At 69.7% G+C, this 23,293-nt stretch carries 19 protein-coding genes and 1 tRNA gene; 10 read left to right on the top strand and 10 right to left on the bottom strand.

Going from position 1 to position 23,293, the window contains the following annotated elements:
- The first annotated feature begins 4 nt into the window (after positions 1 to 4).
- The 5 genes from R0146_RS15175 to R0146_RS15155 all read left to right on the top strand — a co-directional run bounded on the left by R0146_RS15175 (position 5) and on the right by R0146_RS15155 (position 4,849).
- Positions 5 to 922 (top strand): ABC transporter substrate-binding protein, encoded by a 918-nt coding sequence (locus tag R0146_RS15175; RefSeq protein WP_317690691.1) that lies wholly within the window; start codon positions 5 to 7, stop codon positions 920 to 922.
- A 1-nt stretch (position 923) separates the two neighbouring features.
- Positions 924 to 1,865: an amino acid ABC transporter permease gene (locus R0146_RS15170; protein ID WP_317690690.1), complete on the top strand. Its 942-nt coding sequence runs from the start codon at positions 924 to 926 to the stop codon at positions 1,863 to 1,865.
- Positions 1,862 to 2,662, top strand: a complete 801-nt coding sequence (locus R0146_RS15165; protein WP_317690689.1) for an amino acid ABC transporter ATP-binding protein — start codon at positions 1,862 to 1,864, stop codon at positions 2,660 to 2,662. The genes R0146_RS15170 and R0146_RS15165 overlap by 4 nt, the downstream gene beginning before the upstream one ends.
- 322 nt (positions 2,663 to 2,984) lie before the next feature.
- Positions 2,985 to 3,902 (top strand): ABC transporter substrate-binding protein, encoded by a 918-nt coding sequence (locus R0146_RS15160; protein WP_317690688.1) that lies wholly within the window; start codon positions 2,985 to 2,987, stop codon positions 3,900 to 3,902.
- A gap of 41 nt (positions 3,903 to 3,943) precedes the next feature.
- Positions 3,944 to 4,849 (top strand): ABC transporter substrate-binding protein, encoded by a 906-nt coding sequence (locus R0146_RS15155; RefSeq protein ID WP_317690687.1) that lies wholly within the window; start codon positions 3,944 to 3,946, stop codon positions 4,847 to 4,849.
- Here the strand turns inward: R0146_RS15155 and glpK are convergent, their stop codons facing one another.
- The 3 genes from glpK to R0146_RS15140 form a co-directional block, all read right to left on the bottom strand.
- A complete protein-coding gene (gene glpK / locus R0146_RS15150; protein ID WP_317690686.1) occupies positions 4,850 to 6,376 on the bottom strand; it encodes a glycerol kinase GlpK in 1,527 nt (508 codons plus the stop codon). It lies immediately after the preceding gene.
- 29 nt (positions 6,377 to 6,405) lie between these two features.
- Positions 6,406 to 7,137 carry an MIP/aquaporin family protein gene (locus R0146_RS15145; RefSeq protein WP_317690685.1) on the bottom strand — a complete coding sequence of 244 codons (732 nt, stop codon included), beginning with the start codon at positions 7,135 to 7,137 and terminating at the stop codon, positions 6,406 to 6,408.
- Between the two features lie 232 nt (positions 7,138 to 7,369).
- A complete protein-coding gene (locus R0146_RS15140) occupies positions 7,370 to 9,106 on the bottom strand; it encodes a glycerol-3-phosphate dehydrogenase/oxidase (protein ID WP_317690684.1) in 1,737 nt (578 codons plus the stop codon).
- A gap of 208 nt (positions 9,107 to 9,314) precedes the next feature.
- On the opposite strand from R0146_RS15140, the gene R0146_RS15135 reads away from it, so the two are divergent.
- On the top strand, positions 9,315 to 10,256 hold the full coding sequence (locus R0146_RS15135) for a sugar-binding transcriptional regulator (protein WP_317690683.1): 942 nt from the start codon (positions 9,315 to 9,317) through the stop codon (positions 10,254 to 10,256).
- A gap of 19 nt (positions 10,257 to 10,275) precedes the next feature.
- Here R0146_RS15135 and R0146_RS15130 read toward each other — a convergent pair whose 3' ends face one another.
- Together R0146_RS15130 and R0146_RS15125 are read right to left on the bottom strand one after the other, a co-directional pair.
- Complete coding sequence (locus R0146_RS15130; protein WP_317690682.1) at positions 10,276 to 11,046, bottom strand: VOC family protein; 771 nt, start codon at positions 11,044 to 11,046, stop codon at positions 10,276 to 10,278.
- A 53-nt stretch (positions 11,047 to 11,099) separates the two neighbouring features.
- Positions 11,100 to 12,500, bottom strand: coding sequence for an MBL fold metallo-hydrolase RNA specificity domain-containing protein (locus R0146_RS15125; RefSeq protein ID WP_317690681.1), 1,401 nt, complete (start codon positions 12,498 to 12,500; stop codon positions 11,100 to 11,102).
- A 142-nt stretch (positions 12,501 to 12,642) separates the two neighbouring features.
- Between R0146_RS15125 and R0146_RS15120 the strand changes: the two genes are divergently transcribed.
- From R0146_RS15120 to R0146_RS15105, 4 genes are read left to right on the top strand one after another with little or no spacing between them, the layout of a single operon-like run.
- Positions 12,643 to 13,362, top strand: a complete 720-nt coding sequence (locus R0146_RS15120) for a TetR/AcrR family transcriptional regulator (RefSeq protein ID WP_317690680.1) — start codon at positions 12,643 to 12,645, stop codon at positions 13,360 to 13,362.
- An 8-nt stretch (positions 13,363 to 13,370) separates the two neighbouring features.
- Positions 13,371 to 14,537 carry an efflux RND transporter periplasmic adaptor subunit gene (locus R0146_RS15115; RefSeq protein WP_317690679.1) on the top strand — a complete coding sequence of 389 codons (1,167 nt, stop codon included), beginning with the start codon at positions 13,371 to 13,373 and terminating at the stop codon, positions 14,535 to 14,537.
- A gap of 22 nt (positions 14,538 to 14,559) precedes the next feature.
- Positions 14,560 to 15,408: an ABC transporter ATP-binding protein gene (locus tag R0146_RS15110; RefSeq protein WP_317690678.1), complete on the top strand. Its 849-nt coding sequence runs from the start codon at positions 14,560 to 14,562 to the stop codon at positions 15,406 to 15,408.
- The gene (locus R0146_RS15105) at positions 15,405 to 17,969 is read left to right on the top strand and encodes an ABC transporter permease (RefSeq protein ID WP_317690677.1); all 2,565 of its coding nucleotides are present in this window, start codon (positions 15,405 to 15,407) and stop codon (positions 17,967 to 17,969) included. The genes R0146_RS15110 and R0146_RS15105 overlap by 4 nt, the downstream gene beginning before the upstream one ends.
- A 125-nt stretch (positions 17,970 to 18,094) precedes the next feature.
- On the opposite strand, the gene R0146_RS15100 is transcribed toward R0146_RS15105, so the two are convergent.
- The 5 genes from R0146_RS15100 to R0146_RS15080 form a co-directional block, all read right to left on the bottom strand.
- Positions 18,095 to 18,289, bottom strand: a complete 195-nt coding sequence (locus tag R0146_RS15100; RefSeq protein WP_317690676.1) for a hypothetical protein — start codon at positions 18,287 to 18,289, stop codon at positions 18,095 to 18,097.
- Positions 18,290 to 18,470: 181 nt separating this feature from the next.
- Positions 18,471 to 19,712 carry an MFS transporter gene (locus tag R0146_RS15095; RefSeq protein WP_317690674.1) on the bottom strand — a complete coding sequence of 414 codons (1,242 nt, stop codon included), beginning with the start codon at positions 19,710 to 19,712 and terminating at the stop codon, positions 18,471 to 18,473.
- The gene (locus R0146_RS15090; RefSeq protein ID WP_317690673.1) at positions 19,709 to 20,155 is read right to left on the bottom strand and encodes a MarR family winged helix-turn-helix transcriptional regulator; all 447 of its coding nucleotides are present in this window, start codon (positions 20,153 to 20,155) and stop codon (positions 19,709 to 19,711) included. Before R0146_RS15090 ends, R0146_RS15095 begins: the two co-directional genes overlap by 4 nt.
- 458 nt (positions 20,156 to 20,613) lie before the next feature.
- Positions 20,614 to 20,687, bottom strand: a tRNA-Gly gene (locus R0146_RS15085).
- 142 nt (positions 20,688 to 20,829) lie between these two features.
- Positions 20,830 to 23,217 (bottom strand): ATP-binding cassette domain-containing protein, encoded by a 2,388-nt coding sequence (locus R0146_RS15080; protein WP_317690672.1) that lies wholly within the window; start codon positions 23,215 to 23,217, stop codon positions 20,830 to 20,832.
- Between the last annotated feature and the right edge of the window lie 76 nt (positions 23,218 to 23,293).

The following is a 23,293-nucleotide window of genomic DNA, read 5'->3' as shown; positions in this document are numbered from 1 at the left end:
GTCGATGAAGAAGATGGCACGACTGTTCGCCGCGGCGGCCGCGCTGGCGGTGGCCGGCACGCTGGCCGCGTGCGGCGGTGGCTCGAGCACCCCCGCGGCGAGCGGGAGTCCTGCCGCGGCGGCACCGACCACCGTCAACACCAGCGCCCCGCTCTACGCGAAGCTTCCCCAGGCGATCAAGGACAAGGGCTCCATCCAGGTCGGCGCCTCGATCGAGTACGCCCCGATGGAGTACTACGACACCGACGGCAAGACGGTGATCGGCTTCGACAAGGAGCTCAGCGACCTGCTCTCCCAGAAGCTCGGCGTGCCCTTCGTCTGGAACGGCACCACCTTCGACGGGTTGATCACCCAGCTCACCTCGAACCGGCTCGACACCATCATCTCCGCGATGACCGACAACCCGGAGCGGCAGAAGGAGGTCGACTTCGTCGACTACTACCGCGCCGGCATGGTGATGCTCGTCCAGAAGGGCAATCCGAAGGCCATCGCGACCGTTGAGGATCTGTGCGGCAAGACGGTCGCCGTGCAGCGCGGCACCAGCCAGGACCAGTACATCCAGACCACCCTGCAGGACCAGTGCAAGGCCGCGGGCAAGCCGCAGATCAACCTGCTGGCCTTCGACACCGAGTCCCAGGCGATGCTGCAGGTCAAGCAGGGTCGCGCCGACTCGGGCATGCAGGACTACCCGGTCGCGGCGTACAACGTGAAGCAGGGCAACGGGGCGTACGAGACCGCCGGCGAGCAGGTCATCGCCAACCCGCTGGGCATCGCGGTGCGCAAGTCCGACACCGAGCTGCGCGACGTGCTGCAGCAGGCGGTGCAGCAGGTGATGGACGACGGGTCGTACCAGCAGCTGATCGCGAAGTACGACACCCCGCAGGGCGCCATCGACAAGGCCACCATCAACGCGGGCAAGTGACATGGCCGGCTCCACTGCTCCGGGTGCCGGTGACGACGCTGGCACCTCTGTGAACACCGAGGGCACCCGCCCCCCGGTGAACGGGGACATCGTCGCGGTCCCGGTCCGCCATCCGTGGCGGTGGGTCGGCGCCGGCGTGGTCCTGGTCCTGCTCGGCCTGCTCGTCTGGGCCTTCTCCCAGGCCAGCATCGACTGGACCGTGCCGCCCAAGTACTTCCTGCAGAGCCAGGTGCTCAAGGGCATGGGCAACACGCTGCTGATCAGCGTGCTCGCCCAGGTCATCGGTGTCGTGCTCGGCATCCTGGTCGCGGTGATGCGCCAGTCGGACAACTGGGTCACCCGCGGTGTCGCGGAGTTCTACATCTGGCTGTTCCGTGGCACTCCGGTGCTGGTCCAGCTGATGATCTGGTACAACCTCTCGCTGGTCTTCCAGTACATCCCGGGGACGTCGATCCAGACGAACGCCGTGATGACGCCGTTCGTGGCGGCGCTGCTGGGCCTGGGCATCAACGAGGGTGCCTACATGGCCGAGATCGTCCGCTCGGGCATCCAGTCGGTCGACAAGGGCCAGATGGAAGCGGCCAGCGCCCTGGGCATGTCACGTACGCACACCATGCGGCGGATCGTGCTGCCGCAGGCGATGCGGGTGATCATCCCGCCGACCGGCAACGAGTTCATCAACATGCTGAAGACCTCGTCGCTGGCCTACTCGATCCAGTACCTCGAACTGCTGCAGGCAGCTGTGCGGATCTACTCCAACACCCTGCAGGTGATCGAGATGCTGATCACCGTCTCGGCCTGGTACCTGATCCTCACCACCGTCTTCTCGATCGCCCAGCACTACCTGGAGAGGTACTTCAACCGCTCCGACCAGGAGTCCGGCCAGGACGGCGGCCCGCTGGCCACCGTGAAGCGCAACCTCAAGTTCGGCAGGCAGGAATGAGCGAGCACAACGCAGCAGGCGGCACCGCCGCCGGCCAGGACATCATCGTCGAGGCCCGCGGGGTCCGGAAGCGCTTCGGCTCCCTGGAGGTGCTCAAGGGCATCGACATGAAGGTGACCCGCGGCGAGGTGGCCGTCCTGATCGGCCCCTCCGGGTCGGGCAAGTCGACCTTCCTGCGCTGCATCAACCACCTGGAGCGGATCAACGGCGGCAGCCTGCGGGTGCGCGGCCACCTGGTCGGATACAAGGAGCGGGAGGGGAAGCTCCACGAGTTGCGCGACAAGGAGATCGCCGAACAGCGCCAGGGCATCGGCATGGTCTTCCAGCGGTTCAACCTGTTCCCGCACATGACCGTGCTGGAGAACATCTGCGAGGCCCCGATCCACGTCGCGGGAGTCCCGGCGGCCACCGCCCGGGCCACCGCGGTGGAGTTGCTGGAACGGGTCGGCCTGCCGGACAAGGCGAACGCCTACCCGGGCAAGCTGTCCGGCGGGCAGCAGCAGCGGGTCGCGATCGCCCGTGCGCTGGCGATGAAGCCGGAGCTGATGCTCTTCGACGAGCCGACCTCGGCGCTCGACCCCGAGCTGGTCGGTGATGTCCTCGGTGTGATGAAGCAGCTCGCCGAGGACGGCATGACGATGGTCGTCGTCACCCACGAGATGGGCTTCGCCCGCGAGGTCGGCGACTACTTGGCCTTCATGGACGGCGGGGTCATCGTCGAGGAGGGACGACCCGCCGACGTGCTGGGCAACCCGCGCGAGCCCCGGACCCAGGCGTTCCTGTCGAAGGTGCTGTGATAAGTAGCTCTGTCGCGCGGCAGGGGCGAGCGCCGCAGGGCTGGGTCCGCCGGCGCTTGTTCATTCACCGGGTGGGCGGGGGACGGATCCACGGCGCTCCGGGCCCGGTCGGCGTTCGGGCGTGAGCCGAATCTGACCCCTCGGCAGTCCCGGCCGGGCGCACGTGGCGTCGTTGCGTGGGTCGGCCGCGGCAAGCGGAGCTGAGCCGCCAGATTCGGCTCAACCTCCGGCCCTCTCCGGTGAGGGGCCCGAAGCACGTGAGTTGTAGTATTCGCCGGGTACTGGGTCCGGCGGGGCCCGTGATTGCGAAAGGACCTGCTCGATGAAGATGATCACCCGCGTACTGGCGCCGCTGACCGCGGTCGTCCTGGCCGGTGGCCTGGCGGCCTGTGGCGGCAACGGCGCCGCCGCCGGCTCGGGCTCACCGGCGGCTGCCTCGGCGCCGACGACGGTGAACACGTCGGCCCCGCTGTACGCGAAGCTTCCCCAGTCGGTGAAGGACAAGGGGTCGATCCAGGTCGGCACCGACGCGGCGTACGCGCCGATGGAGTACTTCGACGCCGACGGCAAGACGGTGATCGGCTTCGACAAGGACCTCGGCGACCTGCTCGCCAAGCAGCTGGGCGTGCCGTTCGTCTACAACAACTCGACGTTCGACGGCCTGGTCACCCAGGTCAACTCGAAGCGTTTCGACACCGCCATCACCGCGATGAGTGACACCCCGGACCGCCAGAAGGAGGTCGACTTCGTCGACTACTACATGTCCGGGTCGGTGATGATCGTCAAGGCGGGCAACCCGCACGCGCTGAAGTCCGTCGACGACCTGTGCGGGCAGACCATCGCCCTGCAGCGCGGCACGGTCCAGGACGCGTACGTCACCGACGAGCTCACGCCGAAGTGCGAGCAGGCCGGCAAGGGCAAGGTCAACGTGCTCGCCTTCGACCACGAGTCCGAGGCGATGTTGCAGATCCAGCAGGACCGCGCCGTCGCCGGTCTACAGGACTACCCGGTGGCCGTCTACAGCGCCAAGCAGTCGGGCGGCAAGTACGAGACCGTCGGCGACCAGGTGACCGCCGCACCGCTCGGCATCGCGGTCTCCAAGGACAACCCCGAGCTGCGCGACGCGTTCAAGGAGGCCCTGCAGGCCGTGATCACGGACGGGTCGTATGCGAAGCTTCTCGACACGTACGGCACGCCGCAGTCCGCGGTGACGGAAGCCGCCATCAACAGCGGGAAGTGATCGGGTAGCGGTTGCGCCCGGTCCCCCCGGAAGGGTCCTCCATGAAGATCTCCAGGCACCTCCTGGCCCCGGTCGTCGCGCTCGTCGCGGCGGCGTCCCTGACGGCGTGCGGCGGCGGGTCCGGGGGCGCCGCGGCCACCCCGGCGGCCGGGGCGGGCGGGGTCGACACCTCGGCACCGCTCTACGCGTCGCTGCCGCAGGCGATCAAGGACAAGGGCTCGATCCAGGTCGGCAGCGACATCGCGTACGCCCCGATGGAGTACTACGACACCGACGGCACCACCGTGATCGGCTTCGACAAGGAGATCGGTGATCTGCTGGGCGCCAAGCTGGGCGTGCCGGTGGTCTTCAACAACTCGACCTTCGACGGGCTGATCACCCAGCTGCAGTCGGGCCGCTTCGATGCCGCCATCTCGTCGATGAGCGACACGAAGGCGCGCCAGAAGGAGGTCGACTTCGTCGACTACTACCTGTCCGGATCGATCATGTTCGTCAAGGCCGGCAACCCGAACGGGCTGACCTCGGTCGACGACCTGTGTGGCAAGACCATCTCGCTGCAGCGCGGCACGACCCAGGAGGAGTACGTCACCTCCGAGTTGTCGCCGAAGTGTGAGCAGGCGGGCAAGGGCAAGGTCACCGTGATGGCCTTCGACCGGGAGTCGGAGGCCATGCTGCAGATCGAACAGGGCCGGGCGGTCGCCGGCATCCAGGAGTACCCGGTCGCCGTCTACAACACCCAGCAGTCCAAGGGGAAGTTCGAGGTCGTCGGCCAGCAGGTGATCGCCGGCCCGCTGGGCGTCGCCGTCCCCAAGGACGACACCCAGCTGCGCGACGCGGTGCAGAAGGCCCTGCAGGCGGCGATCGCCGACGGTTCTTACCAGAAGCTGATCGACAAGTACCAGACCCCGCAGAGCGCGGTGAAGGAAGCCACGATCAACGCGGGCTGATCATTGCCGGGTGTCCTCGTCGATCCAGTCGAAGGTGCGGGTGACCGCCTTCTGCCAGCAGCGGTAGAGGCGCTCCCGTTCGGCCGGATCCATCGACGGGGTCCAGCAGGAGCCCTGCTGCCAGTTGGCGACCACGTCGTCCTCCCCGGCCCAGTAGCCCACCGCGATGCCGGCGGCGTACGCCGCGCCGAGGGCCGTCGTCTCGGCCACCTGGGGCCGCACCACCGGGGCGCCGAGGATGTCGGCCTGGAACTGCATCAGCGTCTCGTTGGCGACCATGCCGCCGTCGACCTTCAGCGAGGTCAGTTCCACGCCGGAGTCGGCGAACATCGCCTGCACCACGTCGCGGGTCTGGTAGGCCGTCGACTCCAGCACCGCCCGGGCGATGTGGCCGCGGTTGACGAAGCGGGTCAGACCGACCAGCGCGCCGCGGGCCTCCGGCCGCCAGTACGGGGCGAACAGTCCGGAGAAGGCCGGCACGATGTAGGCGCCGCCGTTGTCCGCCACCTCGAGGGCGAGCTTCTCCACCTCGGCGGAGCTGTCGAACATCCGCAGGTTGTCGCGCAGCCACTGGACCAACGACCCGGCCACCGCGATCGACCCCTCGAGTGCGTAGTGGGTCGGCTGGTCGCCGATCTTGTAGCCGACCGTGGTGAGCAGCCCGTTGTCGCTGAAGACCGGCTCGGTGCCGGTGTTCATCAACAGGAAACACCCCGTGCCGTACGTGTTCTTGGCACTGCCCTTCTCGAAGCAGGCCTGTCCGAAGGTGGCCGCCTGCTGGTCGCCGAGGATGCCGGCGATCGGGGTGTCGATCAGCAGGCCGTTGGGACGGCCCTCGCCGTAGATCTCGGAGGAGGACCGGATCTGCGGCAGCATCGACATCGGGATGCCCAGGTCGGCGCAGATCTGCGGGTCCCACTGCAGCGTACGCAGATCCATCAGGAGCGTACGGGAGGCGTTGGTGACATCGGTCAGGTGGACGCCGCCGTCGACGCCGCCGGTCAGGTTCCACAGCACCCAGGTGTCCATGGTGCCCATCAACAGGTCGCCGGCCTCGGCGCGTGCGCGGGCGCCGGGGACGTTCTCCAGGATCCAGGTCACCTTGGGGCCGGCGAAGTAGCTCGACAGCGGCAGGCCGGTGCGGGAGCGGTAGCGCTCGATCCCGCCATCGGCGGCGAGCCGGTCGCAGATCTCCTGGGTGCGGGTGTCCTGCCAGACGATGGCGTGGTGGACGGGCTCGCCGGTGTGCCGGTCCCAGACGACCGTGGTCTCGCGCTGGTTGGTGATGCCGACAGCGGCGAGCTGGTGGCGGTTGACCTGTGCCTTGGCGAGGGCCTGCCCGATCGCCTCGTTGACGTTCGCCCAGATCTCCTGGGCGTCGTGCTCGACCCAGCCCGGCCGGGGGAAGATCTGCTCGTGCTCCAGCTGACCGACCGAGACGATGTCTCCGGCATGGTCGAAGATGATCGCCCGGGAGCTCGTGGTTCCCTGGTCGATGGCCATCACGTACTGGGCGTCGTTGCTCATGTCTGTGCTTTCCGGTGGTGTGGGGGATATCAGAGGGAGGGGATGAGGGGCATGGTCAGCGCGGCGACGGCGCCACCTGCCAAGGGTGCCAGGATCGGGACCCAGGCGTAGGCCCAGTCGCTGGAACCCTTGCCCGGGATCGGCAGGATCGCGTGGGCGAGTCGGGGACCCAGGTCACGGACGGGGTTGATGGCGTAGCCGGTCGGCCCACCGAGGGACATGCCGATCACGGTCACCACCGAGGCGACCGCCAGCGGTCCGAGCTCCGCCGGAGTCTTGCCCGAGACCAGCACCCAGCCGACCAGGACGAAGGTGCCGATGAACTCGGAGACGAAGTTCCAGCCGTAGCGGCGGATCGCCGGACCGGTGGCGAAGACGCCGAGTTTGTCCGCGGCGGGCGCCTCCTCCTTGAAGTGCTCGTGGTAGACGAGCCAGCAGGCGACGGCGCCGAGGAAGGCGCCGGTCAACTGAGCGGCGAGGTAGGTGGCGACGGCGGCTGCGGTGGGTGGGACCCCGGGCGCGAGGTCACGTCCGGCGATCGCCAGGCCGAGGGTGACCGCCGGATTGAGGTGGCCGCCGCTGGCGAAGGCGGCGTACACGCCGACGAACACGGCGAGCCCCCAGCCGAAGGTGATCAGCACCCACCCTCCGCCATTTCCTTTGGAGTGTGGCAGTGCGTGGGAGGCGACGACGCCGCAGCCCAACAGGGTGAGGGCGGCGGTGCCGACGAGTTCGGACAGGAAGATCGAAGAGAGCGGCATTGCTTCTCCTGGAGCAGTGAGGGGGGTGACCGGGCGCCCGGTCGGAGTGGGGGCATCGGGGGAATGGTCGGGGAGTCGGCGGATCGCTGGATCCGAAGACTGGGGGATCGGCCCGGTCCGCATGCAAGACCGGGCCGATCCGTCAGCGGGTCGGACTGATCCGTCAGCGGGCCGGACTGATCGGCACGCGGGACCGGACCGAGTCAGAGTCGGTGAGCCTCGGGTCCGGAGGTCAGGCGACCCCGAGGGGCCGGACCGGACGCAGGTCGTCCGCCTCGAGACGGGCCGCGACGGCATCGGTGTCGGTCGCCCGGCGCTCGGCCTCCAGCTCGGCCCGGGCCTGGCGTTCGTAGGAGGCGATCTCCAGCTCGCGGGTCGCGTCGTCCCAGCCGAGCTGGTCGGCCGCGACGGCCGCGATGGCCGGCAGGGCGCTGATCCCACGGTCCGGGGTCTCCATCGCGAGGCGTACGCGATGGTTGACGATGTCCTCCAGATGCAGCGCGCCCTCGTGCGTGACGGCGAAGGCGACTTCGGCCGCGAGGTAGGCGTCGGCCTCGGGCAGTGGCCGGGCGAGCGAGGGATCGTCGGCGATCATCGCCAGCAGGGTCGGCAGCTCGGCGCCGTAGCGGCCGAGCAGGTGTTCGACGCGGTCGGCGGTCCAGCCGTGCTCCTGGGCGATCCGGCCGGCCTGCGCCTCCACGTCGGCCAGACCCTCCGCGCCGACCAGCGGCGTGGTGGTGGTCCGCGACGGCATCCGCCGGGCACGCTCCTTGCCGAGGACGAAGTCGACCGCGTCCTCGGCCATCACGCGGTAGGTGGTCAGCTTGCCGCCGGCGATGGACACCAGGCCTGGGGCGACCTGGGTGACGGTGTGCTCGCGGGAGATCTTCGTCGACTGCGACTCGTCCATCGTGCCCGGCTGCAGCAGGGGCCGCAGGCCGGCGAAGGTGCCGATGATGTCGTCACGGGTCAGCGGCTCGGCCAGCACCGAGTTGGCGTGCGCGAGGATGTAGTCGATGTCGGCGCTGGTGGCGACCGGGTGGGCGAGGTCTTCGTGCCAGGCGGTGTCGGTGGTGCCGATCACCCAGTAGCGCTGCCACGGGATGATGAAGAGCACCGACTTCTCGGTGCGCAGGAAGATGCCGGTGGTGGCGTCGATCCGGTCCCGCGGGACCAGGATGTGGATGCCTTTGGAGGCGAGCACCTTGAGGCCGCCCTTGCCACCGAGGCGCTGGGTCTGCTGGGTCCAGACACCGGTCGCGTTGATCACCTGGCGGGTCTTGACGGTGTGGGTCGTCCCGGTCTCCAGGTCGGTGAGGACGGCGCCCACGACCCGGCCGGCCGCGTCCTTGACGAGCTCGGTGAGCTCGGTGCGCGAGGCGGCGAGTGCGCCGTTGCCGGCGGCCGTCCGGACCAGGTCGATGACCAGCCGGGAGTCGTCGACCCGGGCGTCGTAGAAGCGGATCGCCCCGCACAGCGCGTCCTCGCGGATGCCGGGGAACAGCCGCTTGGCGCCCTTGCGGGAGTAGTGCTTCTGCAGCGGGACCGTACGACCGTGGGCGCCGATCACGGCGAGAGCGTCGTACATGCCGACGCCGACCGCGCTGTAGGCGCGCTCGATCACCGGGGTCCGCAGCGGCCACAGGAAGGGCTGGGCCTTCACCAGGTGCGGGGCGATGGTGGTGAGCAGCAGACCGCGCTCCTTGAGTGCCTCGGCGACCAGCTTGAAGTCGAGCTGGTAGAGGTAGCGCAGTCCGCCGTGGACGAGTTTGCTGGATCGGCTCGAGGTGCCCTGGCTCCAGTCGCGCGCCTCGACGATGCCGGTGCGCAGGCCGCGGGTGGTGGCATCGAGGGCGATCCCGGCGCCGGTGACGCCGCCGCCGATCACCAGGACGTCGAGTCCTTCGCCGTCCGCCATCGCCTCCAGGGCGGCCTGACGCGACTCGCGGGTCAACCGGTTACTGGCCATGTCTGCTCCTTGGACATCCACACTGATGCGGCGAGACCGTGCCCTCGGGCGCGGTGGTTCGGTCCGCCTGGGACCGCGGTCGCCGCTCGGGTGGTTCCGGTGCGTCGGTGCCGCGGTGACACCATCGTTCGTCGGGGTGGACGGACGTGCAACCTTGATGGAAGGATGTGCAGGAGGGGGTGGTCCCGTGGGAGATCGCGTCAGTGAGATGTACCGAGCGGCCGAGCTCTACTACGAGCAGGGCGCCACGATGGACAGTGTCGCGCGCCAGCTGCGGACGTCACGCTCGACCGTGTCGCGGCTGCTGAAGGATGCCCGGGAGACGGGGGTCGTACGGATCAGTCTGGTCCGCCCCGAGCAGCACACCGCGGCCGGCGACGTGCTGGCCGGGATGTTCGGGATCGAGGTGCACGTCATCCCGGTGCCCGACCTCGTCGGGGACGTCGAGCGCCTGCGGCTGGTGGCCAGCGCGGCCGCGCAACGTCTGGCGGCGTACGCGGCGGAGGCGGTCGATCCGGTGATCGGGATCGCCTGGGGCACGACGCTGGAGCAGGTGGTCCACCAGCTCGAGCCGGTCCCGCAGGCGTGCGCGACGATCGTCCAGATCAACGGCGCGGCCAATCCGTCCACCTCCGGCATCCCGTACGCCGGGATGATCCTGCAGGATGCCGGACGAGCGCTGGGGGAGCGCGTGGTGCAGTTCCCCGTGCCGGCGTTCTTCGACGAGGCGGAAACCCGCGAGGTGCTGTGGCGGGAACGGTTCGTCCGCCGGATGCTCGACCTGCGCCGCCGGATGGACCTCGCCGTCTTCAGCGTGGGCTCGCTCTCCGGGCAGGTCGCCTCGCACGTCTATGCCGGCGGCTACCTGTCGGGTGAGGAGATCGCCGGCCTCGCGGCCGACGGCGTGGTGGGCGACGTGTGCACGGTGATGCTGCGTCAGGACGGTTCGTGGGCGGAGATCCCGATCAACCGTCGGGCGTCCGGCATGACGCCCGAGGAGCTGGCGGTCGTGCCGCATCGGCTGTGCGTCGTCGGTTCTCCGGGGAAGAGTCGGGCCCTGGTCGGGGCGCTGCGCGCCGGGGTGGTGACCGATCTGGTGGTCGACGACGCGACGGCCCGGAACACCGTGGCGGTGCTCCGGGCCGGGTGACAGTCGCTGGTCCGGACGGTCAGGCCGCCGGGGCCTGGACGATCAGGAAGCCGGCGCCCTGGTCGTCGGTGACGACGGCGAAGCGGCCGTACGGCGAGTCCTGCGGTGCCTCGACCACCGTGCCGCCGGCCGCGACGATGCTGGCGGCGGTGGCGTCGACGTCGACGGCACCGAGGTAGGTCCGCCAGAAGCCGGGGCCGTCGCCGAGGAAGGTCGCCTCCATGATCCCGGCCGCAGCGGCATCGTCCGCGCCGTCGGTGGCGTAGCGGAAGTCGTCGGTGTCGCTCATCGGGGCGATGGTCCAGGCGAAGACGTCGCGGTAGAAGTCGAGGCTGGTGGCGTACGCCGGGGTGAAGATCTCGAACCAGCACGGCGCACCGGCCACGGCCATCCGTTCGGTGCCGCCGAAGTCGCCGGGCTGCCAGAATCCGGTGGCGCACTGCGCCGAGTCGACGATGACGCCCATCGTGCCGGAGCCGCCGACCTGCATCGGCGGGACCATCACGCTGCCGCCGTGGGCGGTGGCCTTGTCACAGGTGGCCTGCGCGTCGGGGGTGTGCAGGTAGACCGTCCAGACGTCCGGCCCGGCCGGCATGTCGGGCACCCGGCCCATCATGCCGCCGATGAAGGCATCCCCGGACTTGATCATGTTGTAGTTGCCGAAGTCGGCGCCCTGGTCCTCGAAGGTCCAGCCGAAGACGTCCCCGTAGAACGCGCGGGCCTTGTCGATGTCGGTGGTGGTGAGGTCGATCCAGATGGGGCGACCCGGTGGAATCGTGTTCTCGCTCATGGGGCCATCCTTGCAGTGGCCCATGACACTGGCCAGACCCGCTGAGCGTCCGCTCAGCGGTCCCGGCCGGTGCGCGGCTCGACGATCACCACTTCGCCGTACCGGGCCACCGCGGAGGTCCAGCCGAGTTCGTCGGCGATCCGTCCGTGCAGCGCCGCGGCCGCGTCCGGCTCACCGTGCACGACGAACACCGTCTCCGGCACCCGGTCGAGGTCGCGCAGCCAGTCGACCAGGTCGGTGGCGTCGGCGTGCACGGAGAACTCGGCATCCCGCACGATCTGGGCCCGCACCGGGATGTAGCGCCCGTGCAGCTTCAGCTCCCGGGCGCCCTCCTCCAGGCTGCGGCCACGGGTGCCGGTGGCCTGGTAGCCGGTGAGGATCACCGTGTTGCGCGGGTCGGGGAGCATGTCCTCCAGGTGGTGCAGCACTCGGCCGCCGGTGGCCATCCCCGACGAGGAGATGATGATCGCCGGGCCGCGCAGCTCACTGAGCTCCCTCGAACTGTCCGCATCGGGCGTCTCGTGGACGTTCGGCAGCCCGAGGAACTCCTCGACGTCCAGATCCGGGCGCAGCTCGGCGCGATGGACGGGGGAGCGGTAGACCCGCAGGGCGTTGAGCGCCATCGGGCTGTTGACGTAGAGCGGCACCGTCGGGATCCGTCCGTCCTGCTGCATCTCCCCGATGGTCTTCAGCACCACCTCCGTACGATCCACCGCGAAGGCCGGGATCAACACCTTCCCACCCCGGGCGACGGTGTCGCGGATCGCGGCCGCGAACTCCTCGTGCGGCCGGTCGGGCTCGGGGTGCTCCCGGTCGCCGTACGTCGACTCGACGACCACGAACGGGGCGCCCGGCGGGATGTCGCGGGCCCGCAGCACCGGGTGGTCATGGCGCCCGATGTCGCCGGAGAAGAGGACCGCCGTACGGTCGGTCGACACCCGGACGCTCGCCGAACCGAGGATGTGCCCGGCCCGGGTCCACCGGCACCGGACGCCGTGGCCCAGATCGACGTCGGTGTCGTACGCCACCTGCCGCAGGTGGGTGAGCGTCTCGCGGACGTCGTCCTCGGTGTAGAGCGGCAGGGCGGGCCGGTGCTTGGAGTAGCCGTACCGGGCGGCGTGCTCGGCATCGCGCTCCTGGAGGTAGGCCGCGTCCCGCAGCACGATCTCGGCCAGCGCTGCGGTGCCCTCGGTGGCCCAGACGTCTCCGGTGAACCCCTCCTTGACCAGGCGCGGCAGGTAGCCGCAGTGGTCCATGTGGGCGTGGGTGAGCACCACGTCGTCGATGTCGGCCGGATCCACCGGGAACGGCGCCCAGTTCATCGAGCGCCAGTGCTTCTCCCCTTGGTACATGCCGGCGTCGACGAGGATGCGCCGTCCGTCGAGGGTGAGCAGGAATTTGGAGCCGGTGACCGTGCCGGCCGCGCCGAGGAAGGTCAGTGTTGCGGGAGCCATGGATCCACAGTGACCCACCCGGCGCGTCGGCGGGGTCGATTCGGGGTGACCGGTGGTGTGAGGAACGGGACGTACGACCGTGTGAAGAAGTCGTCAGGACCTACTTGACTGACGGTCAGTCAGCTCTATTCTTTTCCTCGTGGTGAGGGTTTCCAAGGCACCGGAGGAACGGCGCGAGCAGCTGCTCGACGTCGCCCTGGGGCTGTGTGCCGAGGTGGGGTTCGAGGCGCTCTCGATCGAGCAGTTGACCCGCGAGGCGTCGGTCGCCAAGGGGACCTTCTACTACTACTTCGCCTCCAAGCAGGATCTGCTCCTCGCTCTGGTCGGGCGCTACGTCGATGCGCTGTTCGTCGAGCTGGAGGCCACTGCGAGTCGGCTGACGGGCAGCGGACTGGAGCGCTTCCGTGCGCTGATGCTGGGCGCGACGACCTGGAAGACCGGTCACGTGACCGACGCGTACGCCTTCGTCCCGTTGTTGTACAAGCGGGAGAATCTTCCGCTGCGTTACCAGCTCTTCGACGAATGGGCCGGGCGGATGCGGGAGGTCTTCCTCCCCCTGGTCGAGCGAGGCACGGCCGACGGTTCGCTCGCGGTCGACGACCCGGAGGCGACCACCGATCTGGTGCTGTCGATCTGGATCGAGGCCGGCGGACGGATGTTCGACCGGGCTCTGGCCACGACGACCGAGGAGGCCTGGGTGGACACCCTGCTGCGCGGGATCGCCTCCTTGACCTCGGCGGTCGAGCGCATCCTCGGCGCCGCACCCGGATCGTTCCAGGTGCCCGTGGACGGTGCCTTCCTCGGGGCGTCCCGCGCCCCCTTCCTGGCGGCCCTGGACGGGCCGTCCGACCAGCGAGCGTAGGAGTGCAGATGAAGAAGGGGCGCATCATCGCCGGTGTCGCCACGCTGGCCGTCCTCGCCGCCCTCGGCGGTGGGTACGCGTTCTCGAGCCAGGCCGGCAAGCCGACGGTGAACACCGCACGGGCCTCCGTGCAGGATCTCTCCGTCAGCGTCTCGGCGCCCGGCACCGTGGACGCGACCTCACGAACGGCCGTCTACTCGCCGGTCGCCGGCACCTTGGACGACGTCCGGGTGAGCGACGGCCAGACCGTCAAGGCCGGCGACGTCCTCGCCACCCTGGACCAGGCGTCGATGCGGGCCGCCGTTGCCCAGGCCGACGCGCAGGTCGCCCAGGCCGACGCCCAGGGCCAGGCGGCGAAGGCACAGCTCGCGACCGCCCGGGCGCAACGTGCCGCGGCGCTCGCGATGCCACACGCCACCAGTGACCAGACCTCCGCCCGCTCCGCCGCGCTCTCCGCGGCCGACGCGGCCGAGAAGTCGGCCGACGCCGCCTCGAGCGCCGCGTCGGCGGCCCGCTCAGCCGCTGTCGTCGTACGGACGAACGCCCAGAACAACGCGCGGAACGCGACGATCACCGCGCCGACCGGCGGCGTGGTGTCGTTCCCCGTGCTGACCGTGCTGTCCCTCGACGGTTCCGGGCCGAAGGCGGCCGCGGGTGCCGCCGTCACCACCGCGGCACCGGTCTTCAGCATCGTCGACCTCTCCGCGGTGGACTTCGCCGCCCAGGTCGACGAGGCCGACATCGCGGGGGTGACGCCCGACCAGAAGGCCTCGGTCACCCTCGACGCCTTCCCCGGACACCCGTTCGACGGCACCGTGTCGCAGATCGCGACCACCTCGATGAGCACGAAGACCGGCGGCACCGCCTTCGTCGTCAGGGTGCCGCTGACTCCGGGCGATGTCTCCCTGCGGCTCGGGATGAGCGGCAATGTCACGATCGCGACCGAGTCCGTCCCCGGTGCGCTGGTGGTTCCGGTCCAGGCGGTGCAGAGCGACGGGGCCGCCAAGTACGTCTACACGATCACCGACGGCACGGCGCACCGCACCCGGGTCGAGGTGGGCGCCTCCACCGACACCCTCGCCCAGATCACCGCCGGACTCGCTGCGGACGACGTCGTCGCGACCACCCAGCTGGGGTCCCTCACGGACGGGGCATCGGTCCATGTGGCGGGATAGGAAGCCGGCAGCGGCGCCGGAGATGACCGTGTCGCCGGATCCCGCGGACGTCGTGGATCCGGTGGTCGCCGGCGAGCCGACCATCGCGGTGACCGCTCCGGCCGCGGGGCCGGCGGCAGCACCGGTCGACCCGGACAGCGACCGTACGATCGTCCGGACCGAGGGCCTCACCAAGGTCTACGGCGCGGGCGACGGCGAGGTCCGGGCCCTGGACGGGGTCGACATCGCGGTGTCACCGGGGGAGTTCGTCACCGTGATGGGGCCGTCGGGGTGCGGCAAGTCCACCCTGCTCAACATGCTCGGCGGTCTCGACACCCCCACCGCGGGCCGGGTGCTGGTGGACGGGAGCGACCTGACCACGCTGCCCGACGACCGGCTCACCGAGCTGCGTCGGCGGCGGATCGGATTCGTCTTCCAGTCGTTCAACCTGATCCCGGTCCTGGACGCGGTGGAGAACGCCGCCCTGCCGCTGACCCTCGACGGGGCGGCCGACGCCGACGAGCGGGCCACCCGCTGGCTGGTCCGGGTGGGGCTCGCCGAGCGCCTGCACAACCGCCCGGACGAGCTCTCCGGAGGCCAGCAGCAGCGGGTCGCCGTCGCCCGCGCACTGTCCACCGATCCCGCTCTCGTGCTGGCCGACGAGCCCACCGGCAACCTCGACTCGAAATCGGCGACCGAGATCGCCGAACTGCTCCGCCAGGTCGCCGCGGAATGGCACCGTTCGGTGCTGATGGTCACCCACGACCCGCGGATCGCGTCGTACGCCCAGCGACTGATCCTGATGAACGACGGCCGGGTGGTCGACGACCTGCTGCTCGACGGGTCGCGGGAGGGGCCGGTCCGGGCGATGGAGCGAGCGGGGTTGCTGTGAACGGGCAGGTCCGTCGCGCCGGGGGCGCGAGCCGGGCCAGCATGGGGCTGGCCTGGCGCTACCTGCGTGGCCGCGGCCTGCGCTCGTTGCTGACCAGCCTGGCGGTGGCTCTCGGCGTGATGCTCGTCTTCGGCCTGAACGGCATCCTGCCGACGATCATGCAGACCTTCAACCGCTCGATCCTGTCGACCTCGGGTCAGATCGACCTCTCCGTGACCAGCACGCTGGCCCAGCCGTTCTCGACGGCCGTCCTGGACCGGATCTCCCGCGTCGGCGGCGTCGCGCTGGCGACCGGTGAGGTGGAGCAGCAGGCGCCGCTGCCGGTCCGCCGGGACGTGCCGGTGACCGACCAGGTCAGCGCCGTGACGGTGGTCGGCGTCGATCCGGCGGTCACCGGACGGATCCGCGACTATCCGATCGTCGAGGGCCGGCTGCTGTCCACCACCGACACCACGTCGGTGGTGCTCGCCGCGGACCTGGCCGACCGGCTCGGGCTGCGGATCGGCGCCGAACTCGCCCTCCCCTCGCAGGTCGGGACGACGAAGTTCACCGTCGTCGGCCTGCTGTCCACCCCGTCGGTGGGCGGACAGGAGCGGGTCTACGTGCCGCTGACGGCGGCGCAGCAGCTGTTCGGTCTGGGGGACAAGGTGACAGTGGTGCAGGCCACGCTGGCGCCCGGCGCCGACCGTGGCCAGGCGGAGGACGCGGTGCGCCGGGCCGCCGGCGGCGACTACACCGTGGGCGGACTGTCCACGGCGGGGACCCTCGTTGCGTCCCTGCAGACCAGCCAGTTCGCCTTCACCCTGTTCGGCGTCTTCGCCGTGGTCACCGCCGGGTTCATCATCCTCAACAGCTTCCGCACGATGGTCGCCGAACGCCGCCGCGACATCGGCATGCTGCGGGCGATCGGGGCCGGGCGACGTACGGTCACGATGATGTTCCTCGCGGAAGCCCTGGTGCAGGGCGCGCTGGGGACGCTGATGGGCATGGTGCTCGGCTACCTGATGGCGGCCACGCTGTTCGCGGCGATGCGGCCGGTGTTCGCCACCATCGTCCACCTGGACCTGGGACCGGTGGTCTTCGAGCCGTCGGCGTACGCCCAGGCGATCGGTCTGGGCATGGGGGTCACCCTGCTGGCCGCGCTGATCCCCGCCCGGGCCGCCGGCCGGATCACCCCGATGGAGGCGCTGCGCCCGGTGAGCGAGGCGGCCTATCGCGCGTCCGCCGGCGTCCGTGCCTGGATCGGTGTCGGGGTGCTGATCGCCTCCGTGTTCTGCCTCGTCACCGGGATGCCGGCGATGATCGGGTTGGGGGCGGTGCTCTTCCTGGTCGGCATCGCTCTGGTCACCCCGGCGGTGGTCAACCCGCTGGCCCGGGCGTTCGGCAACCTGGTCGACATCGTCTTCTCCCGGGAGGGCGCGCTGGCCCGGTCGAACCTGGAACGCAACCCCGGGCGATCGGCCGTCACGGTGACGGCGGTGATGCTCGGGCTCGCCTCCATCGTGGCGATGGTGACCGTCATCCAGTCGATCTTCGCCGGGTTCCTCGGCTACATCGACAAGTCGCTCAGCGCCGACTACATGGTCATCCCGCAGTCGATCGTGCTGAGCCAGGGCAACGTCGCGGCCGGACCCGCCCTGAGCCGAGAGATCCGGCACACCCCGGGCATCGGGCCGGTCTCCAGCCTGCGCATCGCCCGCGGTCAGCTCAACGGGCGCGACGTCCAGGTGATCGGCATCGACCCTGCCGCCTACCTCAGCGTCGCTGCGCTGGACTGGAACCCCGGCTCCTCGGATGCCGCGGTGGGCCAGCTCGGTGCCGGGCGCTGGCTGATCGGCAACGGCATCTTCTCCAGCCAGGAGGGGCTCATCCCCGGCGAGGCGGTGACCCTGGAGACCCCCAACGGCCCGCGGACGTACCACGTCGCCGGCATCGGCAACGACTACCTGAACGCCAAGGTGTCGACGATCTACGTCAGCCAGGACATGCTCGCACGCGACTTCAACGTCACCTCCGACATGCTGATCATGGCGAACCGGCTGCCCGGTGCGGATCCGGCTGCGACGAAGACCGCGCTGGACCGGATCGTCCAGGACTACCCGGGATTCCGCCTCTACGAGGCGTCCGAGTGGCGCGCCGAACAGGAACGTACGTTCAACGCCACCCTCGGGATCTTCAACGGTCTGATCGCCGCGCTCGCGGTGCCGTCCCTGCTCGCCCTGCTGAACACCCTGGCGATGTCGGTGCTGGCCCGGACCCGGGAGATCGGCATGCTCCGGGCCGTCGGCTCGACGCGGCGCCAGGTGCGCCGGATGGTCGTCGCGGAGTCGCTGTTGCTGTCGGTGATCGGCACGATGTTCGGCGTGATCTCGGGGGTGTGGCTGGGCTACGCGCTGGTCCAGGCGATGAAGAACGTCGGCTGGCCGATGCCGTACGCCTTCCCGTACGGCGGGGTGCTGCTGACGATCGTGGTGGGCGTCGTCTTCGGCGTCCTGGCGGCGCTGATCCCGGCGCGGTCGGCGGCCCGCCTGGACGTGGTGGCGGCACTGCATCACGAGTAGCACTGCATCACGAGTAGTGCCGCATCACGAGTAGCACCGCATCACCAGAAACGCGACAGCCCTCCGGGTGACGAAGGGCTGTCGTGGGATGCCAGGAGCGAGGCCGTGACCGGCCCCGCAGGTGATCAGTGCGCCGGCTGGTGGATGAGGTGACGGTGCGGCACGTGGGCGAACGGGCTGCGCAGGGCCTCCATCAACCGGGCGATGCGAACGCCGCCGGCCTGCAGGTCCCAGGCCTCGCCACGGACCAGACGCGCCGTGCCGGTGGGGAGAAGGAGTGGGTCGACGCCATCGGCGGCGCAGTACGCGGTGTCGTTCATGATGCTCTCCTCGGTTGATCGGTAAGTCCATTAAACCAAGGAGACGGAGGTTGAAGCTTCATTCTGGGCGTGAGCTTCGCCACATTAACGACTGAGGGGGCGGTTGGGAAGGGGTCTTTTCATCGTCGGGTGGGATCACCCTGCGAGCCTCCAGAGGCGTCGCCGGCGGTGAGGCCCGCCGTCAGGCGAGATCGCGATCGGTGATCCGCCGGACGGCCGTCGGAGCGACCCGTGCCAGGTAGCGCCAGGCGCCCCATCCGGCGAGCAGCGAGATGGCCGCCCCGAGGGCGACGGTCGTCCGCGCGCCGAGCTGCTCGGCGGTCGCTCCGATGAGTGGCCCGCTGATCGTCGAGGTGCCGTTGATGGCGATGATCAGCAGGGACACCGTACGTCCCCGTAGTGCCGGCTCGGAGGTGAGTTGGATCAGCGAGGTGGCCAGGGCTCGGAAGGTCGTCGAGACCGCGCCGAGCGCGAACATCGCCAGCAGGGTGACGATCATCGTCGGCGAGGCGGCGACCAGACCGAGCACCACGGCGAAGGCCATCCCCGCGGCGAGGAAGGTGCGGGGTGCCGCGACCAGGACGCCCGCCAGGGAGAGGCTGCCGACGATGGCGCCGGTCCCCATTGCGGCGAAGAGGAATCCGATCGTGCTGGCGTCGGTGGAGAAGTCCCGTGCCAGCAGGGGGATGACGGTGTTCCAGTCGTACGCGACCAGCCCGGTGATCGTCATCACGGCGAGGACGGCGGCGATGATCGGGGTCCGGCGCGCGTGGTCGAGCCCGGCGAGCAGGGCGCCGGTCTGCTTCGGTGCGACGTCGCGGGCACGGATGTCGTCGGGACGGATCCGCAGCAGGGCGACGATCATGACGACGAACGACAACGCGTTGAGCAGGAAGGTCATCGGCACGCCGGCCACCCCGATCACCAGGCCGGCGGCGGCCGGGCCGACCACCTTGCCCGCGTTGAACATGGTGGAGTTCAGAGCCACGGCGTTGGTGATGTCCTCGGTCGGCACGATGTCCGCCGCCAGCGTGTGGCGTGCCGGCTTGTCGAAGGCGTCGGCGATGCCGCTGGCCACCGCCAGCACCATGATCACCGGCACGGTGGCCCGGTCGAGATGGGCCAGGATGCCCAGGATGGCGGCCGGCAGCACTGCGCAGGTGTTGGTCCACAGCAGCACGGTCCGCCGGTTGAAGCGGTCGGCGAGGCTTCCTCCCCAGGATGTCAGCAGGAGGGTGGGCAACTGCTGGAGTCCGGTGGTGATCCCCAGCAGGGTGCCGGAGCCGGTGAGGTGGAGGACGAGCCACGCTTGGGCCACCTTCTGCGCCCAGGTGCCGATGGTCGAGATGAGTTGGCCGGTGAAGTAGAGCCGATAGGCCCGGTGTCGCAGGGAGCGGAAGGTCGCTGCGACGTACGCCCTCATGGTCGCTCCGCCAGCCGTGCGAGGACCGGGAGGGCGTCGAGCAGGCGGTCCCGATCGGCGGCGTCGAGGGCGTCCAGGCGCTGTCGGAGATAGTCGTTGGACCCTTCCGCGAGGCCGGTGAGCAGGGCGTGCCCGGCGGGGGTGATCGTGATGATGCTGCCGCGGGCATCGTGCGGGTCGGCGGTGCGTACGGCCAGTCCCTTGGCTTCCAGGGCGGCGACGAGCCGGGTGACAGTGGATTTGCCGATCTGTTCGCGGTCGGCGAGTTCGCCGAGGCGGAACGGTCCGTGCCGGTCCAGCGCGAACAGTGCCGAGTGTTGCGACGGCGTGATGCCGCCCGTGCCCATGCTCTTGCGCAGCTTGCGCTCGATGCGGATCACGGAGAGCCGCAGGGTGTCGATCTGGGCGGCGTCGAACCCGGACTGGGGTGTGGGCGCGGTCACAGAAGTGATCGTACGCAATGCGTACTAATTCGCCTCATCGCCGTTCGGTGTGTACCCGTGGTGGGGTTTGTCGGCAGGAGGGGGCGTGGCTTTCCGGTGATGGAGGTTCTCGGCAGCGCTCGTTCGGCGGGCGCACCGCGCGCTCGTCCAGGTCTGGGTCGCCCTGCGGTGCCCCGTCCCGCGACGCAGACCGTACGCTGCGTATCAGACCGTACGCTTCGTGTTCATTCGCGCTCGGGCGACCGGGAGGGTATGCATACCACGAGTACGGTCTGGCAGGCGAGGGCTCCGGTCCGGCCACCGGCGGAGGATTCCTGTCCGCTGCACGCCCGGGCAAGGACTCCCAGGGGACCGTGCCCGGGTCGCGCGCAGCGGTTGTCAGGCCGCCTGGAGCTGCTGGTCCCGGACTGGCTGGAGAGCCCGGGTCCCGTGATGTGGCTCTGACTAGGCCATTTGCGTGGAGCGGATGACGGGAATCGAACCCGCGTAGCCAGTTTGGAAGACTGGGGCTCTACCATTGAGCTACATCCGCGAGCGCCGACCAGCGACGCAGTGCCCCACTATAGCGGGCGACGTATCGGTCGGCCAATGCGCCCGGCGGGCCGGGTCGGGGCCGGTACGGCGGCGCCGAGGTTCCGGCGGTCTCTCCTCCTCGGGACGACGGCAGCCTCTGGTCACGCGCCCACGTACGCCGCCAGATGCTTCCCGGTGAGGGTGGACCGCGCCTCGACCAGTGCGGCCGGAGTGCCCTCGAAGACGATCCGGCCGCCGTCGTGGCCGGCGCCGGGGCCGAGGTCGATGATCCAGTCGGCGTGGGCCATCACGGCTTGGTGGTGCTCGATCACGATCACCGACTTGCCGGCATCCACCAACCGGTCGAGCAGGCCGAGCAGCTGCTCCACATCGGCGAGGTGCAGGCCGACGGTGGGCTCGTCGAGGACGTAGACGCCGCCCTTCTCGCCGAGGTGGGTCGCCAACTTGAGTCGCTGTCGCTCGCCACCGGACAGGGTGGTGAGCGGTTGGCCGATGGTGAGATAGCCCAGCCCGACGTCGACCAGCCGCTTCAGGATGGTGTGTGCGGCCGGGATCCGCGCCTCGCCCGCGGCGAAGAACTCCTCGGCCCGCTCGACCGACATTGCCAGCACCTCGCTGATGTCCTTGCCGCCCAGCCGATACTCCAGCACCGAGGCCTGGAAGCGCTTGCCGCCACACTCCTCGCAGGGGATCGCGACGCCGGCCATCATCGCCAGGTCGGTGTAGATCACCCCGGCGCCGTTGCAGGCCGGGCAGGCGCCGTCGGAGTTGGGGCTGAACAGCGACGGCTTGACCCCGTTGGCCTTGGCAAAGGCCTTGCGGATCGGGTCGAGCAGACCGGTGTAGGTGGCCGGATTGCTGCGCCGCGAGCCCTTGATCGCGCCTTGGTCGATCACCACCACGCCGTCCCGCTTGGCGAGCGAGCCGTGGATCAGGGAACTCTTGCCGGATCCGGCGACGCCGGTCACCACCACCAGCACGCCGGTGGGCACGTCGACATCGACGTCGCGCAGGTTGTGCTCCGAGGCGCCGCGGATCTCCAGGGCACCCTTCGCGGACCGTACGGTCTCCTTGAGTCGCGCCCGGTCGTCGAGGTGGCGTCCGGTGAGGGTGTCGGCGCCGCGCAGATCCTCGACAGTGCCCTCGAAACAGATGGTGCCGCCGGCCGAGCCGGCCTTCGGACCGAGGTCGACGACGTGGTCGGCGATCGCGATCATCTCCGGCTTGTGTTCCACGACGAGGACGGTGTTGCCCTTGTCGCGCAGCTGGAGCAGCAACTCGTTCATCCGCTGGATGTCGTGCGGGTGCAGACCGATGCTCGGCTCGTCGAAAACGTACGTGACATCGGTGAGCGAGGACCCGAGATGGCGGATCATCTTCACCCGCTGGGCCTCGCCGCCGGACAGCGTGCCCGACGGCCGGTCCAGGCTGAGGTAGCCCAGCCCGATCCGTACGAACGAGTCGAGTGACTCCCGCAGACCGGTCAGCAGTGGCGCCACGGTCGGCTCGTCGAGCCCACGGACCCACTCGGCGAGGTCGCTGATCTGCATCGCGCAGGCGTCGGCGATGCTCATCGAGCCGATCGTCGACGACCGGGCCAGTGCGTTCAGCCGGGTGCCGTCGCACTCGGGGCAGGTCTGGAAGGTCACCGCCCGCTCCACGAAGGCGCGGATGTGCGGCTGCATGGCGTCGACGTCCTTGGACAGGTACGACTTCTGGATCCGCGGGATCAGGCCCTCGTACGTCAGGTTGATGCCTTCGACCTTGATCTTGGTCGGCTCCTTGTGGAGCAGGTCGTGCAGTTCCTTCGTGGTGTATTTCCCGATCGGCTTGTCCGGGTCGAACAGGCCACTGCTGCGGAAGATCCGGCCCCACCAGCCGTCCATGCTGTAGCCGGGGATGGTCAGCGCGCCGTCGTTGAGCGACTTGTCGGCATCGTAGAGGGCGGTCAGGTCGAAGTCGGTGACCGAGCCGGTGCCCTCGCAGCGCGGGCACATCCCGCCGACGATGGCGAACTCCTTGCGCTCCGCGCGGGCGTTGGCCTTGTCGACGGTCAGCGCTCCGGCGCCGTGGGCCGAGGCAATGTTGAACGAGAACGCCTGCGAGGACCCGATGTGCGGTCGGCCCAGTCGGCTGAAGAGGATCCGCAGCATCGCGTTGGCGTCGGTCACCGTGCCGACGGTGGAGCGGATGTTGGCCCCCAGCCGTTCCTGGTCGACGATGATCGCGGTGGTCAGCCCCTCGAGCACGTCGACGTCGGGACGGGCCAGCGTCGGCATGAAGCCCTGGACGAACGCGCTGTAGGTCTCGTTGATCAGCCGCTGCGACTCGGCGGCGATCGTGCTGAACACCAGCGAACTCTTGCCCGACCCGGACACCCCGGTGAACACCGTCAACCTGCGCTTGGGCAGGTCGACATCGATGTCCTTGAGGTTGTTCTCCCGGGCGCCGCGGACACGGATCAGGTCATGGCTGTCCGCGATGTGCTGTTCAGCCGACCGTACGTCGGTCCCGGCATCCTTGGCCATGGTGGTCTCCCTCTCGTTGCCCGGCGGTCCTGCGGTGACACGGTCTGGTGGCATGTCCGGTGGCGGCATGTCCGGT

The sequence above is a fragment of the Raineyella sp. LH-20 genome (genome assembly GCF_033110965.1).
Lineage (GTDB): Bacteria > Actinomycetota > Actinomycetes > Propionibacteriales > Propionibacteriaceae > Raineyella.
This window is presented reverse-complemented; position numbering and strand designations above follow the sequence as displayed.